At 48.2% G+C, this 18796-nt stretch carries 19 protein-coding genes and 3 tRNA genes; 1 reads left to right on the top strand and 21 read right to left on the bottom strand.

Annotation, left to right across the window (positions count from 1 at the left end; all coding sequences use genetic code 11):
- Positions 1 to 78 precede the first annotated feature (78 nt).
- The 5 genes from AB1L17_RS13285 to AB1L17_RS13265 all read right to left on the bottom strand — a co-directional run bounded on the left by AB1L17_RS13285 (position 79) and on the right by AB1L17_RS13265 (position 2563).
- Positions 79 to 1125 carry an NAD(P)/FAD-dependent oxidoreductase gene (locus AB1L17_RS13285; RefSeq protein ID WP_412845310.1) on the bottom strand — a complete coding sequence of 349 codons (1047 nt, stop codon included), beginning with the start codon at positions 1123 to 1125 and terminating at the stop codon, positions 79 to 81.
- A gap of 270 nt (positions 1126 to 1395) precedes the next feature.
- Positions 1396 to 2145 carry a hypothetical protein gene (locus AB1L17_RS13280; protein ID WP_412845309.1) on the bottom strand — a complete coding sequence of 250 codons (750 nt, stop codon included), beginning with the start codon at positions 2143 to 2145 and terminating at the stop codon, positions 1396 to 1398.
- A 128-nt stretch (positions 2146 to 2273) separates the two neighbouring features.
- Positions 2274 to 2360, bottom strand: a tRNA-Leu gene (locus AB1L17_RS13275).
- Positions 2361 to 2367: 7 nt separating this feature from the next.
- Positions 2368 to 2443 (bottom strand) — tRNA-Thr (locus AB1L17_RS13270).
- 43 nt (positions 2444 to 2486) lie between these two features.
- A tRNA-Asp gene (locus tag AB1L17_RS13265) sits at positions 2487 to 2563 on the bottom strand.
- A gap of 175 nt (positions 2564 to 2738) precedes the next feature.
- Here AB1L17_RS13265 and AB1L17_RS13260 point away from each other — a divergent pair.
- A complete protein-coding gene (locus AB1L17_RS13260; RefSeq protein WP_412845308.1) occupies positions 2739 to 3647 on the top strand; it encodes a C40 family peptidase in 909 nt (302 codons plus the stop codon).
- Positions 3648 to 3729: 82 nt separating this feature from the next.
- On the opposite strand, the gene AB1L17_RS13255 is transcribed toward AB1L17_RS13260, so the two are convergent.
- The 16 genes from AB1L17_RS13255 to AB1L17_RS13180 all read right to left on the bottom strand — a co-directional run bounded on the left by AB1L17_RS13255 (position 3730) and on the right by AB1L17_RS13180 (position 18793).
- Positions 3730 to 3972 carry a hypothetical protein gene (locus tag AB1L17_RS13255; protein WP_412845307.1) on the bottom strand — a complete coding sequence of 81 codons (243 nt, stop codon included), beginning with the start codon at positions 3970 to 3972 and terminating at the stop codon, positions 3730 to 3732.
- 135 nt (positions 3973 to 4107) lie between these two features.
- Positions 4108 to 5895, bottom strand: coding sequence for a M3 family oligoendopeptidase (locus AB1L17_RS13250; protein WP_412845306.1), 1788 nt, complete (start codon positions 5893 to 5895; stop codon positions 4108 to 4110).
- Positions 5896 to 6038: 143 nt separating this feature from the next.
- Positions 6039 to 7256, bottom strand: a complete 1218-nt coding sequence (locus tag AB1L17_RS13245; protein ID WP_412845305.1) for a M20 family metallopeptidase — start codon at positions 7254 to 7256, stop codon at positions 6039 to 6041.
- A 37-nt stretch (positions 7257 to 7293) separates the two neighbouring features.
- On the bottom strand, positions 7294 to 8256 hold the full coding sequence (locus AB1L17_RS13240; RefSeq protein WP_412845304.1) for a P1 family peptidase: 963 nt from the start codon (positions 8254 to 8256) through the stop codon (positions 7294 to 7296).
- A complete protein-coding gene (locus tag AB1L17_RS13235; protein WP_047069080.1) occupies positions 8256 to 8813 on the bottom strand; it encodes an ECF transporter S component in 558 nt (185 codons plus the stop codon). Before AB1L17_RS13235 ends, AB1L17_RS13240 begins: the two co-directional genes overlap by 1 nt.
- A gap of 66 nt (positions 8814 to 8879) precedes the next feature.
- Positions 8880 to 9716 carry an energy-coupling factor transporter transmembrane component T family protein gene (locus tag AB1L17_RS13230; protein ID WP_412845303.1) on the bottom strand — a complete coding sequence of 279 codons (837 nt, stop codon included), beginning with the start codon at positions 9714 to 9716 and terminating at the stop codon, positions 8880 to 8882.
- A gap of 13 nt (positions 9717 to 9729) precedes the next feature.
- Positions 9730 to 10590, bottom strand: a complete 861-nt coding sequence (locus AB1L17_RS13225; protein WP_412845302.1) for an energy-coupling factor transporter ATPase — start codon at positions 10588 to 10590, stop codon at positions 9730 to 9732.
- Positions 10587 to 11456, bottom strand: a complete 870-nt coding sequence (locus tag AB1L17_RS13220; protein WP_412845301.1) for an energy-coupling factor transporter ATPase — start codon at positions 11454 to 11456, stop codon at positions 10587 to 10589. Before AB1L17_RS13220 ends, AB1L17_RS13225 begins: the two co-directional genes overlap by 4 nt.
- Positions 11457 to 11612: 156 nt before the next feature.
- Positions 11613 to 12911 carry a sigma-54 interaction domain-containing protein gene (locus AB1L17_RS13215; RefSeq protein WP_412845300.1) on the bottom strand — a complete coding sequence of 433 codons (1299 nt, stop codon included), beginning with the start codon at positions 12909 to 12911 and terminating at the stop codon, positions 11613 to 11615.
- On the bottom strand, positions 12908 to 13150 hold the full coding sequence (locus tag AB1L17_RS13210) for a hypothetical protein (RefSeq protein ID WP_412845299.1): 243 nt from the start codon (positions 13148 to 13150) through the stop codon (positions 12908 to 12910). Before AB1L17_RS13210 ends, AB1L17_RS13215 begins: the two co-directional genes overlap by 4 nt.
- A 28-nt stretch (positions 13151 to 13178) precedes the next feature.
- Positions 13179 to 13424, bottom strand: coding sequence for a hypothetical protein (locus AB1L17_RS13205; RefSeq protein ID WP_412845298.1), 246 nt, complete (start codon positions 13422 to 13424; stop codon positions 13179 to 13181).
- Between the two features lie 83 nt (positions 13425 to 13507).
- On the bottom strand, positions 13508 to 14179 hold the full coding sequence (locus tag AB1L17_RS13200) for a GNAT family N-acetyltransferase (protein ID WP_412845297.1): 672 nt from the start codon (positions 14177 to 14179) through the stop codon (positions 13508 to 13510).
- 41 nt (positions 14180 to 14220) lie between these two features.
- Positions 14221 to 14892: a GNAT family N-acetyltransferase gene (locus AB1L17_RS13195; RefSeq protein ID WP_412845296.1), complete on the bottom strand. Its 672-nt coding sequence runs from the start codon at positions 14890 to 14892 to the stop codon at positions 14221 to 14223.
- 36 nt (positions 14893 to 14928) lie between these two features.
- Positions 14929 to 15786, bottom strand: a complete 858-nt coding sequence (locus AB1L17_RS13190) for a carbon-nitrogen hydrolase family protein (protein WP_412845295.1) — start codon at positions 15784 to 15786, stop codon at positions 14929 to 14931.
- 128 nt (positions 15787 to 15914) lie between these two features.
- The gene (locus AB1L17_RS13185) at positions 15915 to 17174 is read right to left on the bottom strand and encodes a M20 family metallo-hydrolase (RefSeq protein ID WP_412845294.1); all 1260 of its coding nucleotides are present in this window, start codon (positions 17172 to 17174) and stop codon (positions 15915 to 15917) included.
- Positions 17171 to 18793 carry an amidohydrolase gene (locus tag AB1L17_RS13180; RefSeq protein WP_412845293.1) on the bottom strand — a complete coding sequence of 541 codons (1623 nt, stop codon included), beginning with the start codon at positions 18791 to 18793 and terminating at the stop codon, positions 17171 to 17173. Before AB1L17_RS13180 ends, AB1L17_RS13185 begins: the two co-directional genes overlap by 4 nt.
- Between the last annotated feature and the right edge of the window lie 3 nt (positions 18794 to 18796).

Genomic DNA, 18796 nt, shown 5'->3' with positions numbered 1-18796 from the left:
CACCTTGCCACTAACACTGTAACGTATGGGAAGAGCGACAATCAACCTGCAAATGTTGGGCTTTGTGCTACATCGATTCTACTCGTCATCCTCTTCCATAACCCCGAGGGCTTTGTTCTTTTCTTTAAAGCGCTGATTATGGGAAGAAACGTAGGCCATCCGATCTGCTACAGGGTCTATGTGTAATTTGGCACTGTTTACGGCCACAGCAGCATCTGTGAATGCTCCTGCGATCAGCGTAATTTTACTGTCAAAGCTCGCAAAATCTCCGGCAGCAAATATCCCCGGCAAATTCGTTGCCAGGCGCGGACTGACAAACACGTTCCACTCATCCATGTCCAAGCCCCACTCTTTAATCCCAGTGAAATCCGCCTTCAATCCATGATTCACAATGATGGCATCGACATCGATTTGCTCGGTCTCGTCCGTCTCCAGATGCCGAATCGTTACTTTATCGATCGTTTCTTTGTCAGAGCTTTGCAATTGGGTAACAGCAGACGGAGTACGGATTACCGCAGACGACTCTTTCATCCGCTTCACATTCCGCTCATGTCCACCGAATGCATCACGACGATGGACAACGGTTACGGACGCAGCAATTGGCACCAGCTCATTCGCCCAATCGACAGCAGAGTCCCCACCGCCGGAGATGAGAACGTGCTTACCACGGAACGGCTCCAATTCCTGCACAGTATAATGAAGGTTTGTCACTTCATAACGCTCCGCTCCTTCGATCTCGAGCTTCGCCATTTTCAAAATACCTCGACCCAATGCCAGGATGATCGTACGAGTCCAATGTCGTCTTCCTGATTTGGCAACGAGTATGTAGGTTCCATCTTCTTGAGGCTCCAGTCCGACGATCGCCTCGCCCAGCACAATTGTGGGATCGAATGTCTTTGCTTGCTCCACCAGGTTCGCAATCAGCTTTTCGCATAGTTGTGGCGGTACACCGCCTACATCCCAAATCATTTTTTCTGGATAAATCAGCATTCGTCCGCCGAGCTCAGCTTTTGCTTCAATCAATTTCGTTTTCATATCGCGCATTCCACTATAAAAAGCAGCGTACATTCCTGCTGGACCGCCGCCAATAATTGTTACATCAAATAATTCTAATTGTGCTCCCACTACTACCCCTCCACCATATGCAATTATTGTTTATGCATCATCAAAAAATCGGTGAAAATGAGATTCATTATCATTATTTTGATTGTAATGGAAAATGGAGGGTGATTCAATGAGAATATCTTTTTGTTTACATGTAATAATGCACCTTTCAATTAAAAAAACGGCGTAGCATAGGCAGTGCCGTTTTTCCATCCATTTTTGACCTAACTGTGAACGAAAGCACTCCGTTAAAACAGTTACAAATATTCAGCAAGTAACAACTAAACTACTCTATCTGCGAAATACTCCAACTATTTTTTCTTTAAGACTTTTTATCACTCTACTTGGTCTTCTGTTCTTCTTTACTGCCATTTCCTTAACCATCAGCATTAAAGCAAATACCGCTGCAGATGAAGCTAACAAAAGTAAAGCATGGCTTATACTCCACCATTGTGGAACCCATTCATTGGGAAAGATGATGTAGTATATTGTAAAGTAAAGTAATAGTAAACTTGACCATAGTAAGAATACCGACAAATGATACAATAATCTAAGTATATTAAATAAAATTACAAAAAAAGGATTATTGAAAGAATCACTTATGAACTGTTTGTAATCTTCATAAATAATATCGTGAGCATTCCAATATTCCTCTTCAATCATAATATAAAGACCGCTTAGCTTTTCAAATAACTCACGCTCATTGGTTCTACTATTTTCGTTTTTATATTTCATGTAAGTTACTCTTAGGCTATAAAAATAGTCCAAAATAAATGAAGAACCGATAAAACGTATCTTAGAATTGATGCCTGAGTATTCTAGAAAAAATGCGTCTATTAATTGTAATTTACGAGTCTTATCCTTTGTATCGTTTATTTCTGAAAGTAATTCAAACATAGGGAAATATACTTCACTGTAGCTAGTATTTAATTCTTTTAGAAATATTTCTCGCTTTTTAACTCTGAAATTAAATTGGTAGCCCATGTATGCTGTTATCAAAGCAATTAACAGGACTGATAGATCAATTCCAAATACTTTCATACAATTCTCCTTTGCTTAGCTCCTTACTTCCCCAACATCATCATTCTGATCAAAAACTTTACTTTACAAAAATATAAAAAGGTCCGCAAACTGCTTCAAGAGCAACTTTACGAACCCTAATAATTTTATGGTGCGGTCGAGAGGACTTGAACCTCCACGGTGTTGCCACCACTAGAACCTGAATCTAGCGCGTCTGCCAATTCCGCCACGACCGCATAAAAATGGTGCCGGCAATAGGACTTGAACCCACAACCCCCTGATTACAAGTCAGGTGCTCTACCAATTGAGCTATACCGGCACATTACGAAAAACTATGTAATTCGCACATTCTAGGAATAGAATGGCGGAGCTGACGGGACTCGAACCCGCGACCTCCGGTGTGACAGACCGGCGTGAACTCCAACTTCACCACAGCTCCATATGTTTTTTGTCCCCATCTTGCGGCGACTTCTGTAATATAGCATGATTCTATCTCCAGATGCAATAGTTTTGAAAAAAAATAGTAAAAGATTATTTTTTCATAGATTTACCAGTGTAAATCCGATAGAATTTTAGCTAGATATGCAGAATTTAGTAGATTGGTGGACGATGATATGAAAAAGACTTCGAGGCTACTCACCTTCCTCGCCCTCTTCACTCTGCTGCCTACTGCTGCCCATGCTTCCTCATCGGCGTATGTGGTTTCAGCAGGTGATACGCTGAGCAAAATCGCTCGCGAGCACCAGGTATCGGTGGATCAAATCATTCAATGGAACCAACTGAATGACGACAGATTGTCGATTGGACAAACCTTGTCTATTCATGGTGCAAGCATTTCTGGTTCTATTGCGACTGACGTTTCTTCAGATGTAGCTGTCGACCAGAATGACAACGCTACCACTGACCCAGAAGAAATAACGGCTGGCGAAAAAGCTCGTGTCACAGGAGACGTGGTGAATGTCCGGAAAAAGCCTTCTACTGACTCGAAAGTGTTAGGCAAGCTCAAGTTCGGTTCACTTGTAGAAGTCGTAGAAACTGGCAGTGAATGGACGAAAATTGAATTTGAAGATCGTGAAGCATATGTTGCAACAGAGTTTCTAAGTCCAAAGCTCTCTTCTACCGTTTCGCTACCTGGCGAGGTACATGCAGCGAATCTAGGTCGAATGACGGAAATTTTTGAGCCATTGCTGGGTACCCCTTACGTTTTAGGCGGCACTTCACCAAATGCCTTTGATTGTAGTGGCTTTACTTCATACGTTTTTGACCAGCTTGGGGTTACACTTCCACGCACTTCTGAAGATCAATTCCGTGGCGGTGAAGAAATATCACTGGATCAAGCACAGCCTGGTGACCTTTTGTTCTACGATTCGCTTGGAAAAGGACGAGTGTCCCACGTAGCAATTTACTTGGGCAATGGAACAATCGTGCATGCGAATGGTGAAGATGTACGCTATGGCAAGGTGGAATACATGCATAAGCTGTACCCGTTTTACGGAGTCAAGCGTTACGCTAATTTCCAATAAGGCTGCCTATTCATTAAACAAACAAAGCGAACAGCCCTTTCTGCAATGGGAAGCAGATTGAGGGCTGTTTGTCATTCGCTATTTAATGCATTTCCGTATTATGAGCCTGCTGCTGTCCTTGTTGATTTCCACCGATTTCGATCTTGCCTAGAGCCTGTTTCATCTTGTCGAGCTGAAGCTGGTAGTCACGAACGACTACGGTAAGAACACTGACAGACTCCTTAAAATCAGGTTCGCTGCTCACTCTGTCGATGGCTCTATGTAAATGCAGCATCTTGTTTTCCGTCTCCCGTAATAAGTCGAGTAACTGCAATCCGTTTACCACGTTATCACCTCATCTGTTTTTTCTTACTTTCTCCTTCCCCCTTGTTCCCTATGCGTACAAAAAAGGTCCTATTTGTTGTTCGGCTCATGAATAAAAAAACGCCCGCCAATATAAGCGGACGTTTTCCATATCGGTTTAGTTCAAACGAGCAGACGAGAGCTCAACGAATTTGTCGATATCTTTCGCGACCAAGGCAAGAGAATTACGCCAGAATTCAACTGAGCGCACATCAACATCCATGATGGCAGCTACATCCGCGACGTTCATTTTGCCTGTCACGGATAAGAGCTTGTCGTACTGCTCAACAAAAGCTTCCCCGCGCTTGAGATATTCTGCATACAAGCCCTTTGCGAACAGGAGCCCAAACGCATAAGGGAAGTTGTAGAAATTGTAATCAGCGCTGTAATAGTGTGGTTTGCATACCCACATGTACGGGTGCAGAACCGATGGGTCCAAGCCATCGCCGTAAGCGTCTTTTTGCGCTTGCAGCATCAGTTCCTTCAGCGTAGAAACAGAAAGGCCACCTTCTGTTCTGCGCTCAAATACTGCGGTCTCGAACAAGTAACGGCTATAAATATCGACAATTACCTGGCTGGCACCACTAATATCATTTTCCAGAATCGCAAATGCTTCTTCCGGTGTCGCTTGTTCCAGTGCTGCATTGGCAATGATGGTTTCGCACAAGATGGACGCAGTTTCAGCGATCGGCATTGGGTAATCGCTATTCAAGAACGCTTCGTTAACGAGACAGTCTCCATGATACCCATGTCCCAATTCATGCGCCATGGTACTCACATCACTATAGCTGCCTGTGTAGTTGGACATGATTCTGCTCTCCCCTACGATGTGCAGGTTGTAGCAGAATGCCCCCCCACGCTTACCCTCACGAATTTCAGCATCGATCCACTGATTGTCGTAAGCACGCGCTGCATAGTTCGCGAGCTTTTCGCTAAAGCTACCAAAGTGCTTCACGATAAAATCACGAGATTCCTCATACGTAAACCGCATGTCTGCCTCTCCAACTGGTGCGAACAAATCGTAGAATGGCAGCTGAGCGCTCTCATGTCCGAGCAGCTTCGCCTTCGTGCGGAAGTATTTATGGAAGTTTGGCAGGCTCTCACGCATGGCTTGAAGCATGGCTTCGAGTGTCTCGCGGTCCATGCGGGAGTCTTTTACCGTCTTATCCAGCGGTGATTCATAGCCTCTGAGCTTCGCTACCGTAATAACCTCGCCTTTAATTCCGTTCAAGCTGGCTGCTGCAGCCTCCTCGATTTTTGTGTACGCGGCGAGTTCTGCCTCGTATGCTGTTTTGCGAAGCTGTGCGTCTTTTTCGTTCGCCATATTACGTACGACAGGCAATGGCAGTTGTTTTTTCTCTCCATCAATCGTGATGTCCACAAGCAATGTGGAGGTAAGCATTTCATGAAGCTTTGTCCATGCGTTAGATCCTGTATTTTTCATTTTTGCCAGAATAATTTCTTCTTTTTCACTGAGCATGTATTTGCTCTTATCTGACATTTCTGTCAACATAAAACGATGTGTCTCTAACAGCTCAGATTGGCTAATCAATTCGTCCAGATTGGTGAGGGTCCCTAACCACTTTTGGAATTGTACGCCTGGTTCAACCAGTTCTACCGCTTGATTTTGTACTTTTTCAATGGCGAGCAGTGCTGTTTCATTCTTGGCATCTACACTAGCAGTCAGTTCTCCGTATGCATACAAACGGAATTGTGTTTGCAGGACAGAGGTCATCATGGTTATGTATGACTCCATTTTGGCTACTGCATCCTCAGGAGATTGCAAGTTTTGCGCGGCCCAGCTTTTGATCTCTTCCATTTCACGTACTAACTTTTCCCAATCTTGTTTCCATTCCGGCGCATCAAACGAGGAATACAAGACGTCCAATTTCCAGCGCATATCCATGGGCACGTGCCTCCTTTTTACTTATGTAACAAACCTATTGTAAAAAAATTTAGATGGATACTGCAAGTTTTTACCTAGAAAACTTTTTTGCGAAAGGAAAAAGACTCTGCCACAAACTAAAAGCAGAGTTCTTTTACAAGTGATCAAGCTCGCACTGGCTGCGTCAAAAACGTCAATGCAGACAAGGCAAAAAGCTGGGTGGATTCCACCAATTGGTCAATATCCACGTACTCATCTGCATGATGCGGGATATGGCGATCACCAGCACCTGTCGTCAGAATCGGAATGCCAGCCTTATGAAGGAAGGTACCATCTGTCGCTCCTGGAACGCCATTATAGACGGGCTCTTTTTTCGTAATTTCCCGATAGGCGCTCGCAACAGAGGTCACTACATCTTCATTCATGCCAGTCAGTGTCCAAGGACGCTCTTCGATCACTTCCAGAGTGGCCTTGAACTTGTCATCCTCTCTGCCTAACACTTCTAATATCGCACTCATTTCTTTGTACAGCTCTTGATGGTCTTGCCCCGGTACGGTGCGAATATCGAGCGTTGTCATGCATTGATCGGGAACGACGTTGATTTGGGCATCTCCTTTGACAGGTGCCTGCATTATCGTCGGCGTGATGCTCGGCCAACCAAGCATCGGGTGCTGCCCCAATCGAGCCATTTCCTTGCGTTCCAGCTCCTCTAGTGCCACAATGGCCCGTGCCATTCGTGTATTCGGATTGATTCCAGTCAATGGCATAGCACCATGCGCCATTTTGCCAAACGTACGGAGAATCGCCCGCATGGCTCCTTTTTGCGTGATGCAGAGCTGGTTTTCTTCCGGTTCGCAAATAATCGCAGCATCGACGTTGTTCGCCCAGCCACGACGAATGAAATCTTTGATCCCAATCATCATGCTCTCCTCATCGCAAGGGATGCACAGGAGGATCTTGCCTGTAAAGGTCTGTTTGGATCGTTGGATGGCTTTGACAGCACATATCGCGGCAGCCAGATTGCCTTTCGTATCACAGGAGCCACGCCCGTAGATGCGACCACCGGATATCGTCCCCCCAAAAGGATCGTAGCTCCATGCCTCACGATCCCCTTCTGTAACAACATCCGTGTGCGCTTCGAACAAAAGTGTTTTGCCCGGTCTGCCGGAATCGTAAAAAGCGATGACATTCGGTCTACCGGGTACGACTTCCTCATAAAAGACCTGCAACCCCATATCGCGTAAATAATCTGCGACAAATAGTGCCACTCGCTCTTCATTCGCACCGGCCTGTTCGGGCCGAAACACACTCGGGATTCTGACTAGCTCCTGCGTAAGGCGCACAACTTCCTGCTCGTCAACAAAGGATATCACCTGATTCATCCGACAATCCTCTCCTCTGCATCCATTTATGTAACACCTATTTCTGGCTATAACTGCGATGTGACGGCAGACCCCCTGCTTCCTCTGCGTGCTTCACTGCCTGAATGACTGCTTCTGCCAGTACATCTGCTGATAACGCGCCGACCAAATCCACGCTTGTCTCTACCTCGCCTGTCGCCACTGCAAAGATCGTATCTCCATCGTACATGGTATGGATCGGCCGGATCGTACGGGCAAGCCCGTCGTGAGCCATTTGTGCCACCTTCTTTGCTTCCACTTTGGACAAACGGGCATTGCTCGCGACCACCGCAATCGTCGTGTTCGTACCCGGCGGGATTGGTGAAAAAGCATGCTGGCGCATGATATCGATGCTATCTCGAATGTTCCCCTGCTCATCTCTCGGCCCTGCGAGGATCGTGCCTGAATGTGGATCTACGACATGACCGACAGCATTAACAGCGACGATTGCGCCTATGATCAGCCCATTTGGCAGCGTGATGGAAGCAGTGCCCAACCCACTTTTCATGGCATTCCCAAATCCATTCAGCTTGCCTACTGACGCACCTGTACCAGCACCGACATTTCCTTGTGCAACCGTCTCACGGCTCGCCGCCTGCGCTGCCTCATAGCCCATTTGCCGATCCGGACGAACACGGTAGTCACCTACTGCCAAGTCGAATAAGACTGCCGCAGGCACGATGGGAACGACTCCATAGCCGACATCCAGCCCGATTCCTTTCTCCTCTAAATACTGCATGACACCCGTAGCCGCATCCAGTCCGTATGCGCTGCCGCCAGAAAGGCAAATCGCATGGACGACACTGACCAGATTGACCGGGTCCAATAGGTCCGTCTCGCGGGTGCCCGGGGCAGAACCCCGGACATCCACACCGCAAACAGACGGCTTTTCAAGCATAATCACGCTGCAGCCTGTTAACGTTTCTTCGTTTTGTGCATGCCCGACGAGAACGCCGGGTACATCGACAATCGTTCCAGTCATTATAAGTCTCCTGAAATTTTCGATTTTTGTCTGCCTGCTGAGCCCAATTTCTTCCAAGCTGCAACGACAGCCAATGTAACAATGACAGAAACAATTGCTTCTGGTAAGCCACTCGTGATCGCAACTGTTGTCGCAACACCGAGCGTCATGTAGCCACGGATGACTGCCATGCCCAATACTAAAATCGTGTTCGTCATCGCCCCGATAAAGCCAGCAGCGCCAATCGCCAAGTACTGGTTGATGTTTTTCAGCCCGACATAGGTCAAATAGGCCGTCACTCCAATGAATAGCCTTGGAAGGATGGCTACAAGCGGATCTTTAAACAACGGGACGGTGGCATTTAAGAAAGAAGAGACTCCAAAAATAAGACCAATGATCATACCAACGCCCCAGCCCTCCATAATGCCCCCGATGACTGCCGGGATGTGCATAATGGTGGCATTGCCCGCTGCGGTCGGAACTGGAATGTAGCCGAGACGTGTCACCCCGAGCAAAATCGCTATCGCTCCCAGAACGCCTGCAATGACAATCTTGCGAACGGTCAAGCCTTTTTCCATGCATACTCCTCCTTTGACGAGATTTATGTGGAATCCCCTAAGTGGGCGAGTTCCCGCTATTCCCCATTACCATGGTATGGCGAGCATGACAGCAGAGATGACAATGCTTACAATCAGCGCTGCGTAGTCTTTGCCTACAGCCTTGTACTGGGTGTACTTGGTCCGTGCTGCTCCTGGTACGTAGCATCTGGCTTCCATCGCCAAAATCAGATCCTCTGCTCTGGAAAGCGCCACGTTAAACAGCGGAATGATGATGGGAAACATGTCTTTTGTTCTCTGTACGATCCGCCACCATTCGCCCGTACCGAAATCAGCGCCTCGGGATGCTTGTGCTTTCATCATTTTTTCCATCTCCATCGCGAATGTAGGCACAAAGCGAACCGCAATCGTGATGATCAATGCAAATGCATGCACCGGAAATTTCACTTTTTCCAAGGGTCCCAGCAGCCGCTCCATGCCATGCGTGAGCTCAGTCGTCGAAGTGCTCAGCGTAAGTACACTCGATAAGAAGATCACTTCCACAAAGCGCATGGCGGATACGATGACCAGCCGAACACTCTCACTTGTAATCGTGACGAAGCCGTACTTCAAATAGACGGTGCCGCCATTGAATACCTCACCGTAAAAAAGCAGCTGCATGATTGCCAAAATAATGATAAAAGGAACAGCAGGCTTGATCCCGGATATGCCGTAATGCAGGGGAATCTTCGAGATTTGAAACATCCAGATGCAAATCGCTAAAGCAAACAGGTTACCTACGTATGTATCGCAGATGGCAATTGCCAGGATGAGAATGACGAAAGCACCTAGCTTGAAGCGAGGATCGAGACGATGAACGACAGAAGCAGTGGGCAAATATTGACCGATGGTAATATTGCGTGTCAATTCAAATTCTGCTGACATGTGGACCCCCTCCTTAGCGGTTCATCAGTTTCAAAATTTCAGTCGCCGTCTCTTCGGGTAAATAAGCACTTGGGTCGATGCTGTAGCCGTGTTCGCGCAGTCTGTATAAAATATCAACCGATTCAGGTGTCCCGATGTGATGCTGGCGCAGCAATTCCTGATTGCCAAAAATTTGTCGCGGTGTACCTTCACAGACGGATGTGCCATTTGCCATGACGTAGACGCGATCAGCGAGCTTCGCGACCTCTTCCATATTGTGCGAGACAAAAATCACCGTTAGTTTTTCTTCGCGATTGAGACTACGGATACGATCCAATAGTTCAAGGCGAGAGCGTGGGTCCAGCCCTGCCGTCGGCTCATCAAGGACAAGAACCTTAGGCTGCAAGGAAAGAACTCCGGCCAGTGCCACCTTGCGCTTCTGTCCACCACTCAAGGCGAATGTAGGACGATCCTTCATCTCCTGAAACGAGAGTCCGACCAGATCCATCGCCCATTGAACACGTCGCCTTACTTCCTCTAGCGGCAGCCCCATCCGAAACGGTCCGTAGGCCACATCATCGCCGACCAGCTTTTCAAACAGTTGGTCCTCCGGGTTTTGAAAGACTAGCCCTACTTGTCGGCGCAGCGTACGAATATCAATCTTGGGTGAAGATACATCCATTCCATTTACGATGACCGTGCCAGTCTGTGGGCGTATGAGGCCATTAAAATGCTGGATCAAGGTCGACTTTCCCGAGCCTGTATGACCGATGATCGCCAAGCATTCGCCCTCTTCCACCTGAATGCTCACCTGATCCAATGCACGATGTTCGAGTGGCGTTCCCTGCATGTAGACATGAGAAAGATTCTGCACATTTACGATCGGTTGCGTCATGAACCACTCGCCTCCGCTTGTCTGACGTATAGACGATTAACCTCCGCCACCACTTCCTCATTGTGGATGAGATCTGGTGAAAATGCGCTATATTCGGAGTGAACGAGATGAGCAATCCGACTCGCGTCTGGCACATCCAGATGCAGCTCGCGAAGTCTCTCCTGATGAGAGAACACTTCACGCGGAGTGCCCGCAAGTACAATCTTCCCCCCCTCCATCACGATGACGCGATCTGCTTCTGCTACCTCTGACATGTGATGCGTCACCGTGACGATCGTCATCCCTTCGCGGTGCAGCTTGCGAACGACTGCCAGTATGTCCTGTCTGCCGTAGCTGTCCAGCATACTCGTCGCTTCATCCATGACGAGGCACTGCGGCTTCATAGCGAGTATCCCCGCTATCGCAATCCGCTGTTTTTGTCCCCCTGACAAATGATGTGGCGGTCGATGGCGAAAAGCACTCATACCCACTGCCTCCAGGGCAAAATCAACCCGTTCTTTCATTTCTTCAGCAGATGTACCGATGTTTTCTAATCCGAAGGCAACATCGTCCTCTACAATGGTCGCGACAATCTGATTGTCAGGGTGCTGAAAAACCATCCCCACCCGACTTCTCACTTCATGAATCCGCTGTTTTTCTCGCGTGTTGATTCCGTTAACGATCACATCGCCTTCTTTAGGAGTCAAAATGCCATTGAGATGCTTGGACAGGGTTGACTTACCGGACCCATTATGTCCAATGATGGCCACGTACTCTCCAGGAAACACTTCGAGGGAGACATTTTGCAGGACAGGAATTTGTTGATCTTGGTTCACCTGATAGGCAAACGAGACATTTTCTACACGAATGATCGGTTGAGTTGTCATGCTCTCCCCTCGCTTCTTCGTAAAAGTCGTATGTGTCATCCAAAAATAAGCAACTACCATGCCACATGATTATGTTTTTAATTTTCTGTAAATTCAACAATTAAATAAGTAACGATGTTGCAAAAATGCATCACCTATGTTGCAACCGCATCAATTCTACAGTCTTTCGTAGCGCTTCATTTTTCTCCACAGCGTAGAGCGATCCATTCCCAAAATCTTCGCCGCTTCGCCCTTATTTCCCTTTGTTTCCAGCAAAGCCTTTCGGATGACTTCTGCTTCTCTCTCGTCTTGGTCTTGGAATGCTTGTCGCTGAATCAACTTTTTGGCGAAAAAAGCGGTATCGTCCTTGCCAAGTTTGTCATTTTTACAAAGCAAGACCATTCTTTCAACCACATTGCGTAGTTCACGTACGTTTCCGGGCCAATCATATTGCTTGAGAACATGGAAAACAGCTTCATCTACCCTCAGATGCTTTTTATCTCCTCGTTCCGTGATTTCTCCCATGATCGACGCTACCAGTAGTGGAATATCTTCTATCCGTTCTCGCAAAGGAGGCAGCTCCAGCGTCAACACATTCAATCGGAAGTAAAGGTCCGAGCGAAACAGCTTTTCTTCTACCAGCCGCTCCAAATCCCGATTGGTTGCCGCAATGATTCTCACATCGACCGGGACGATACGCTCTCCGCTTATTCGGCGTACTTTTTTCTCCTGTAAAATGCGGAGTAGCAACGCCTGGATCGGGATCGACATCTCGCCGATTTCATCGAGAAACAGGGTACCTCCGTGGGCTAATTCGAACAGGCCTGGCTTGCCACCTTTTCGCGCACCGGTAAAAGCACCCTCCTCGTAGCCAAACAGCTCACTTTCCAATAAATTGCCGGGGAGAGCTGCACAATTGACAGGGATAAATGGTCCGGTTGCTCGTTGGCTGCTCAAATGAATCCCTTGGGCGAACAGTTCTTTGCCGGTTCCGGTCTCTCCCTGGATGAGAACAGTCGCATCTGTCCGCGCGAAGGTTTCCGCCCAGTCCTTCGCCTCCCGGATCACAGAAGATTGTCCAATGATATCCTCCAAACGAAATTTGGCTTCCAGACCGCTCTCCATGCTTTGCTTGCGAATGCGCATCTCCATTTTTTGTATGTCGGTGATTTCCTTAAAGGTGGATACAGCTCCAACGATCTCTCCATCCACAACAATAGGCAAACGGTTGATGATGATTTGGCGATTCAGGATCGTAGCGATGTCCCCGATCTCTTTTTTTCCTGTCGCCAAAATTCTCAGCATATCCGAATGGGGAATGTAACGGGTAATTTTTTCTCCGATGATATTGCCTGGCAGACCGAGTATTTCCATCGCATTTTTGTTGACCCAAATAATTGTGGAATTCCGATCGACAGCGATGATCCCGTCGTGGGAAGCATCCAGAATCGCCTGGATGTGGGTGTCATTAATCATTTGCCTGGCTCTCCTTCTTCGGCATGCTCAAGCATGACTGCAACTTCCGGTGCCGGTCTTCTGGCACGGCGCTTCTTTCGTTTCTTTTTCCGCAAAACAAAAATGGACGTGAGCATCAGCGCAAGTATGACGAGTTCGAATGGTTGTGCCAGCTTCGCAGAAGTCCAGCCACTCATGCCCAGCAAGTGAAAAATAACTGCTATGTAGAGAAGGATCGACGCTAGATTTTGAGCTTTCACCTGGCTCACCTCTGCTTTTATTTGCTCGTTAGGTAAATAATTCGACGATCATCTGATCTGTTATCTCGCTTTTTGAGTAATAGCGGACTGTTATCCCATGTTCTTTTGCATACTCAATTTCTTTTTTCGTGCTGCTGCCAATATAGCCATCTACGTCGATAACAAAAATCTCGTCGGACATATCCATTTTTCGAAAGTGAATGTCAGCGAGTAGCTCCGCTTGCTGATCCGATATCTCATTACCTTCATTTTTGCCCCCTTGATTTTTTCGCAATAATCTGACTCTGATACGACGAAAAACTCCCGTGGAGCCGTGAACATAGCTCCACAGGAGAGTTGGTTCTTGTTGTCTTTCGATTAGATAGGGAGCAGCTCTACCGTTTCTTTGCTCTCCAAATCCTTTACCATGTCGAGCCACGCCTGCGGCTTTTGCGGGAGGACTGCATAATAACGCTTCAAGAAAGTGACGATCAGCTCAGCTTCGAGCGTCGTTTGCTCTTCGTTTGTCGGCATGAAGCCCAAATCGAGTCCGGATACCGCTTCGCCGTCATTTTGCCAGGATGGGTGAACATATGTAAAATTCGTACGTTTGTAGCCCAGATGAGAGAGTACTTCGCGGCGCACGAATGGGTCCATTGGCTTGATTCCGCCAAAGCCGTGCTCTTCTACGCGATATGGATCATAGATTTCTGCAAACATACCGTACAGCTCTTTACCGTTTGCAGCAGCCAATGCGAGAAGATCCTTTTGGCGCTCTCTTGCCAGAAAACGTCCAACGCCTAGTCCTTCACGACCAATGATGGTGAAGTCGGTCATCGCTACGTTCATATCTGTGTAGTAACGGTATTCGGTAGCGCCCACGACTTCTCCTTCGTGTACGGCTACAAATACGCGAATACCCGGGTCTTCCAGTGGTTCTCTCCACAGGTCGTAATCCAGTACTTCCTCTGGTGGGAATACCTCTTGCATCAAACGATGCATTTTCGCGAACAACGGGTTGTCAATATGTTGAATACGTACGAATTCCATGAGTCAAATCCCCTCTCGATCAAATATGTCAGAAAAACATACTAGAGCTGCTGCTGAAATGGATTTTTCCATTCCATGAGCGTCGCGTAGTTGCGCGACTCCTCGTCTTCCAAATAGTCAACCACGACCTGAACAGGTGTGCGGCCGCAGCGCATAAGGAACGTAATCACCGGGTCTCTTACTTCCCCTGTCAATACACGCTCCAAATACTGCTCGGGTGTCCATTGGTCTGCATAGCGCCCATATCCTGGCATGCGACCTCCGCCGAGCAATCTTTTCAGTCCTTTTTGTACGACCAGCTCATACATCGCTTGCATCATTTGCTGACCCAATCCCAGCTTACGGAAGTTGGGGCGTATGCAAATATCCACAATATACAATGTATCCCCCTGCGGATCGTGATTTCGGATATAACCGCTGTCCGTGATATCCTCCCACTTGTGTTCCGGATGGGCGGGATCAAACTTCACGAGCAATCCCGTCATCGAACCTGCCAAAACACCGTCCACTTCGACACAAATGGCGCCTTCCGGGAACAGCGTAATGTGGTTCGTCAGCTGCTCCTGATTCCACCATAGCTCAGACGGAAACGGCGGCGGGAAGCTCTCCGCCTGAATTTGAATCAATTCGAAAAAGTCTGAGCGATTGTAGTTGCGAAGAACGGCTTTGCGTGGCTTGTCCCCTTCAAATACATACAGCTCTTTTCTGTACATATTCATCCTCCTGCTGTCCAAATCAAGATGAAACACTTATTTCCAATCTGTATACAAATCCGTGCGTCGGTCGCGCCACGTCGTTACGGAGCCTTTTTCGCGCACGTCGTAAAGCAGCTGGATATCCAGATCAGCCGTTACCAGCATGTCGTGGTTGATCTCCCCTTCTGCAAGAACGCCTCGAGGAGGGAACGGAACATCGTTTGGCGTCAAAATCGCTGCTTGTCCGAAGTTCGCACGCATGAAATCAACCGTTGGCAGAGAGCCTACTGTACCTGTCAGCACGACATACACCTGGTTCTCGATCGTCCGGGCGTGGCTGGTATAGCGTACGCGGTGGAAAGCGTGGCGATCATCTGTGCAGGATGGGCAGAAAATAACGTCTGCTCCACGCGCTTTTGCGATTCGCACCCACTCAGGGAACTCAATGTCGTAGCAGATGATCATCGCTACTTTTCCTTTGTCCGTCTCAAAAATTTGCAACGAGTCTCCCGCGCCCATGTTCCAGCCTTTTACTTCCCATGGCGTGATATGGATTTTTTTCTGCTGGCCTACTCGTCCATCCGGGTAGAACAGAAAAGCTGTATTGTAAAGCTTGCCGTTTTCTTCAATGATGTGGGTTCCACCAATCAGATGCATGTCATATTTGGCTGCAAGCGAGCGAAACAGCTCGACATAACGGTCAGTAAATGACGGCAATGCTGTGATCGGGAGCGCATTCCCTTGTTCGTCTCCAATTGACATGAGCTGCGTCGTAAACAGTTCTGGGAACAGAAGAAATTCTGTATCGTACTCTTGCGCGTTTTTCACGTAGTGTTCAACTTGGTTCGCGAAGTCTTCAAAGCTATGTATGGTATGCAGGTGGTACTGCACAGCGGAAACACGCATTTTCATGCCATTCTCCCTTTCTCATTTCTGAATTGAACCTCTAAGACTAAAATATATCAAAAACAGTCTGTAAAGTCTCGCCTTCTGGTGTATGAAAAAAGTCGCCTATCCGCTTAGACAGGCGACTTTTCCGATTACTGGTCGTTGCTCATGCGCCAAACCGTTTTGTAGAGCAGCTCTGTTCCGAGTGCAATATCTTCATAGGCGGAATATTCCTGCGGATTATGGCTGATACCGTCCTTGCAGCGGACAAAAATCATTCCGTAATCACATACGTACGAGAGTGCTAGAGCATCATGGAAAGGACCACTCATCAGTTCGCGTACGGATGCACCGAGCTTGCTGCCCTCCTCATGCATGATCGCCTTGATCCAGTCTGCGCAGTAACGCGGGTCACTATTTGTATCTTCGGTTATGGTATATTGCAATCCACCTTCTACGGCAGCTAGCTCGATCGCCTCACGCAATGCTTGTTCACGCTCATCCCGACGGTTCAAATCGATATCCCGCAAGTCAATCGAGAAACGTACCCGCTCCGGAATGATGTTGCGCGAATCCGGGAAAACCTCCAAATGACCCACTGTACCGACTGTTGGAGCTTTTGGATCGAGCTTTGCCAGCTCGTTCACAGCCAGGATCACTTTCGCCGCGCCGACTAGCGCGTCCTTGCGCATTGGCATCGGTACTGATCCTGCATGCCCGGCAAAGCCAGTCAGCTCCACCGTCCACCACAATGGCCCGGATATCGCCGACACGATTCCGATCGCCTCCTTGGCATCATCGAGAATCGGTCCCTGCTCAATATGCAGCTCCAGATAGGCGCCAATGCTGCCTTTCGGATAAATTGAGGCCTCCAAACAGTCTGGGTCACAGCCAAAATCAATCAGTGCTTGCCTGCGTGTGATGCCATTTTTATCAGTCCTCTCCAAGTCCGTCGGGTCCAGCATCCCGAGAATACCCTTGGAGCCAAACAACCCTTTTTGAAACCGGCATCCCTCTTCGTCACAGAAGGCAACGACTTCAATCGGTTGAGAGGGCACGATCCCTTGCTCACCTAACGTCTGAACGACCTCCAGTCCCCCCAATACACCGATCACACCATCATACTGCCCTCCGTACGGCTGTGAGTCGATATGTGAGCCAATCATCAGAATCGGAGCCTGGTCATCCCTCCCAGCCATCCGACCAATTAGATTGCCAAAGTCATCAATCCTGGTCTGAAGGCCTGCCTCTTCCATCCAGCTGCGCACCAGCTCCACACCAGCCCGATCTTCTGCGGACAAAGCGAGCCGACATACGCCCGTTTCACCGATTTTCCCGATTTGCGCCAATTGCTCGATTCGTTTTTGCAGCCGCTCTTCGTTGATTGTGAGCCTTCTTGCTTTTACGTTCATGACTGTAAGACCTCCTCATCTTGCCGTTGATAGACAAGCTCCCCATCCACAATCGTTTTGTCCACGCGCAGTTCCTTGATACGATCTGATGGTGTTGCCAAAATATCGCCGTCCAGCACTACGAGATCAGCCAGCTTTCCAGCCTCAATACTTCCTTTAATCCCCTCCTCAAAACTGGCGTACGCTCCATTCCAGGTGAACATGCGAATCGCTTCCATGATGCTGACCCGCTGATTGGTGCCCACATCCTGACCTGTTTTGCTCATGCGATTCACGGCTGCATGAATGCCGAGCAACGGGTTGAAATCCGTCACAGGACTATCCGACGCTCCGGCAGCAATGATCCCCGCATCAAACTGGTCCCTCGCCGGAAACATATGCCCGGCTCGCTCACCGATATTTTTCACGTAGGAATCGCCGTGATCGTAGATAAAAGCAGGATTCGGAATCGGAACGACACCTAGGCGGGCCATTCTCGCCAAGAGATCAGGTGTTGAAACACCAGCGTGTTCAATCCGGTGTCGGTGGTTCTCGCGCGGATGTGCTTCTAGTGCAGCTTCAAAGCAATTCAGCAGCATGTCAATCGCTCGATCTCCCTGGGCATGAGCGGTAATTTGAAAGCCAGCTGCATGTGCCTCTCCCAAAATGGTATTCAACTCGTCCTGCTCATAGTAGAGAATTCCGTAATCATCTGGTCTGCTGGTGAACGGCTCACGCATTGCCATTGTAGGCGCAATGCTTGCTCCATCGGTAAACACTTTGGCTGGCCCAATACGGAAGCGAGCATCACCCGTACCTGTCACCATCCCTGCATCGATCATTTTTCGGACGAAATCATCGGATTGGTTCAGCGCGCAAACCATAGCGTAGATGCGAACTTTTACATCTCCTGCTTGTACTGCTTTTTGCATGGCCCGATAGTTATGCGCTCCGTATCCTCCTGCATCATGGACACTCGTAATGCCCGCAGCAACAAAGTCTTCCGAAGCCAACCGCAATCCATGCTTGTACTCGTCTTCCGTGAAGGCAGCTTTTTCAAACATTTTCATATGTGCTGTTTCGATGAGAAATCCGGTTAGCTCACCATTGTTATCACGATCAATACGTCCGCCTTGGGGATCAGCTGTGTCTCGGTCGTATCCCGCTATGGCAAGCGCTCTGCTATTCACGACAGAGTGATGAGCACACGTCCTCATGACAAAAACAGGATGCGCAGTCGTCACTTCATCCAGCTCGGCAAGGGTCGGATAGCGTTGTTCGATCATCAGATTTTCATCAAAGCCGCACGCCCTCACCCATTCTCCAGCGGGAGTTTTGTCAGCTTGCTCTTTTAGTGCGGCGAGCAGCTCTTCGATCGAACGGATTTTCCTCGCCTTGCAATCAACCCCCAGCTTGTTGGTACCGTAAATCGTAATATGCAGATGGGCATCAATAAAGCCAGGCAAGAGACTCTTCCCTTGCAAATCAATGACTTTGGTATGCGATTGAATCAACTGTTTCACATCCTCACTGGACCCGACAGCAAGGATGCGATTCCCTCTGACTGCGACTGCCTCTGCCACCCGATTTTGTTGATCTACCGTGATCACTTGTCCATTCAGAAAAACGGTATCTGCCATTTT

This window comes from Brevibacillus jepli, assembly GCF_047229145.1.
Lineage (GTDB): Bacteria > Bacillota > Bacilli > Brevibacillales > Brevibacillaceae > Brevibacillus.
The sequence above is the reverse complement of the archived record's forward strand: the minus strand, read 5'-3'. Positions and strand labels throughout refer to the sequence as shown.

Coding starts and splice junctions, on each gene's coding strand:
- AB1L17_RS13280 (WP_412845309.1), bottom strand. CDS start 2,145: ATGAAAGTATTTGGAATTGATCTATCAGTCCTGTTAATTGCTTTGATA.
- AB1L17_RS13260 (WP_412845308.1), top strand. CDS start 2,739: ATGAAAAAGACTTCGAGGCTACTCACCTTCCTCGCCCTCTTCACTCTG.
- AB1L17_RS13250 (WP_412845306.1), bottom strand. CDS start 5,895: ATGGATATGCGCTGGAAATTGGACGTCTTGTATTCCTCGTTTGATGCG.
- AB1L17_RS13245 (WP_412845305.1), bottom strand. CDS start 7,256: ATGAATCAGGTGATATCCTTTGTTGACGAGCAGGAAGTTGTGCGCCTT.
- AB1L17_RS13240 (WP_412845304.1), bottom strand. CDS start 8,256: ATGACTGGAACGATTGTCGATGTACCCGGCGTTCTCGTCGGGCATGCA.
- AB1L17_RS13235 (WP_047069080.1), bottom strand. CDS start 8,813: ATGGAAAAAGGCTTGACCGTTCGCAAGATTGTCATTGCAGGCGTTCTG.
- AB1L17_RS13230 (WP_412845303.1), bottom strand. CDS start 9,716: ATGTCAGCAGAATTTGAATTGACACGCAATATTACCATCGGTCAATAT.
- AB1L17_RS13225 (WP_412845302.1), bottom strand. CDS start 10,590: ATGACGCAACCGATCGTAAATGTGCAGAATCTTTCTCATGTCTACATG.
- AB1L17_RS13220 (WP_412845301.1), bottom strand. CDS start 11,456: ATGACAACTCAACCGATCATTCGTGTAGAAAATGTCTCGTTTGCCTAT.
- AB1L17_RS13215 (WP_412845300.1), bottom strand. CDS start 12,911: ATGATTAATGACACCCACATCCAGGCGATTCTGGATGCTTCCCACGAC.
- AB1L17_RS13200 (WP_412845297.1), bottom strand. CDS start 14,179: ATGGAATTCGTACGTATTCAACATATTGACAACCCGTTGTTCGCGAAA.
- AB1L17_RS13195 (WP_412845296.1), bottom strand. CDS start 14,892: ATGTACAGAAAAGAGCTGTATGTATTTGAAGGGGACAAGCCACGCAAA.
- AB1L17_RS13190 (WP_412845295.1), bottom strand. CDS start 15,786: ATGAAAATGCGTGTTTCCGCTGTGCAGTACCACCTGCATACCATACAT.
- AB1L17_RS13185 (WP_412845294.1), bottom strand. CDS start 17,174: ATGAACGTAAAAGCAAGAAGGCTCACAATCAACGAAGAGCGGCTGCAA.
- AB1L17_RS13180 (WP_412845293.1), bottom strand. CDS start 18,793: ATGGCAGATACCGTTTTTCTGAATGGACAAGTGATCACGGTAGATCAA.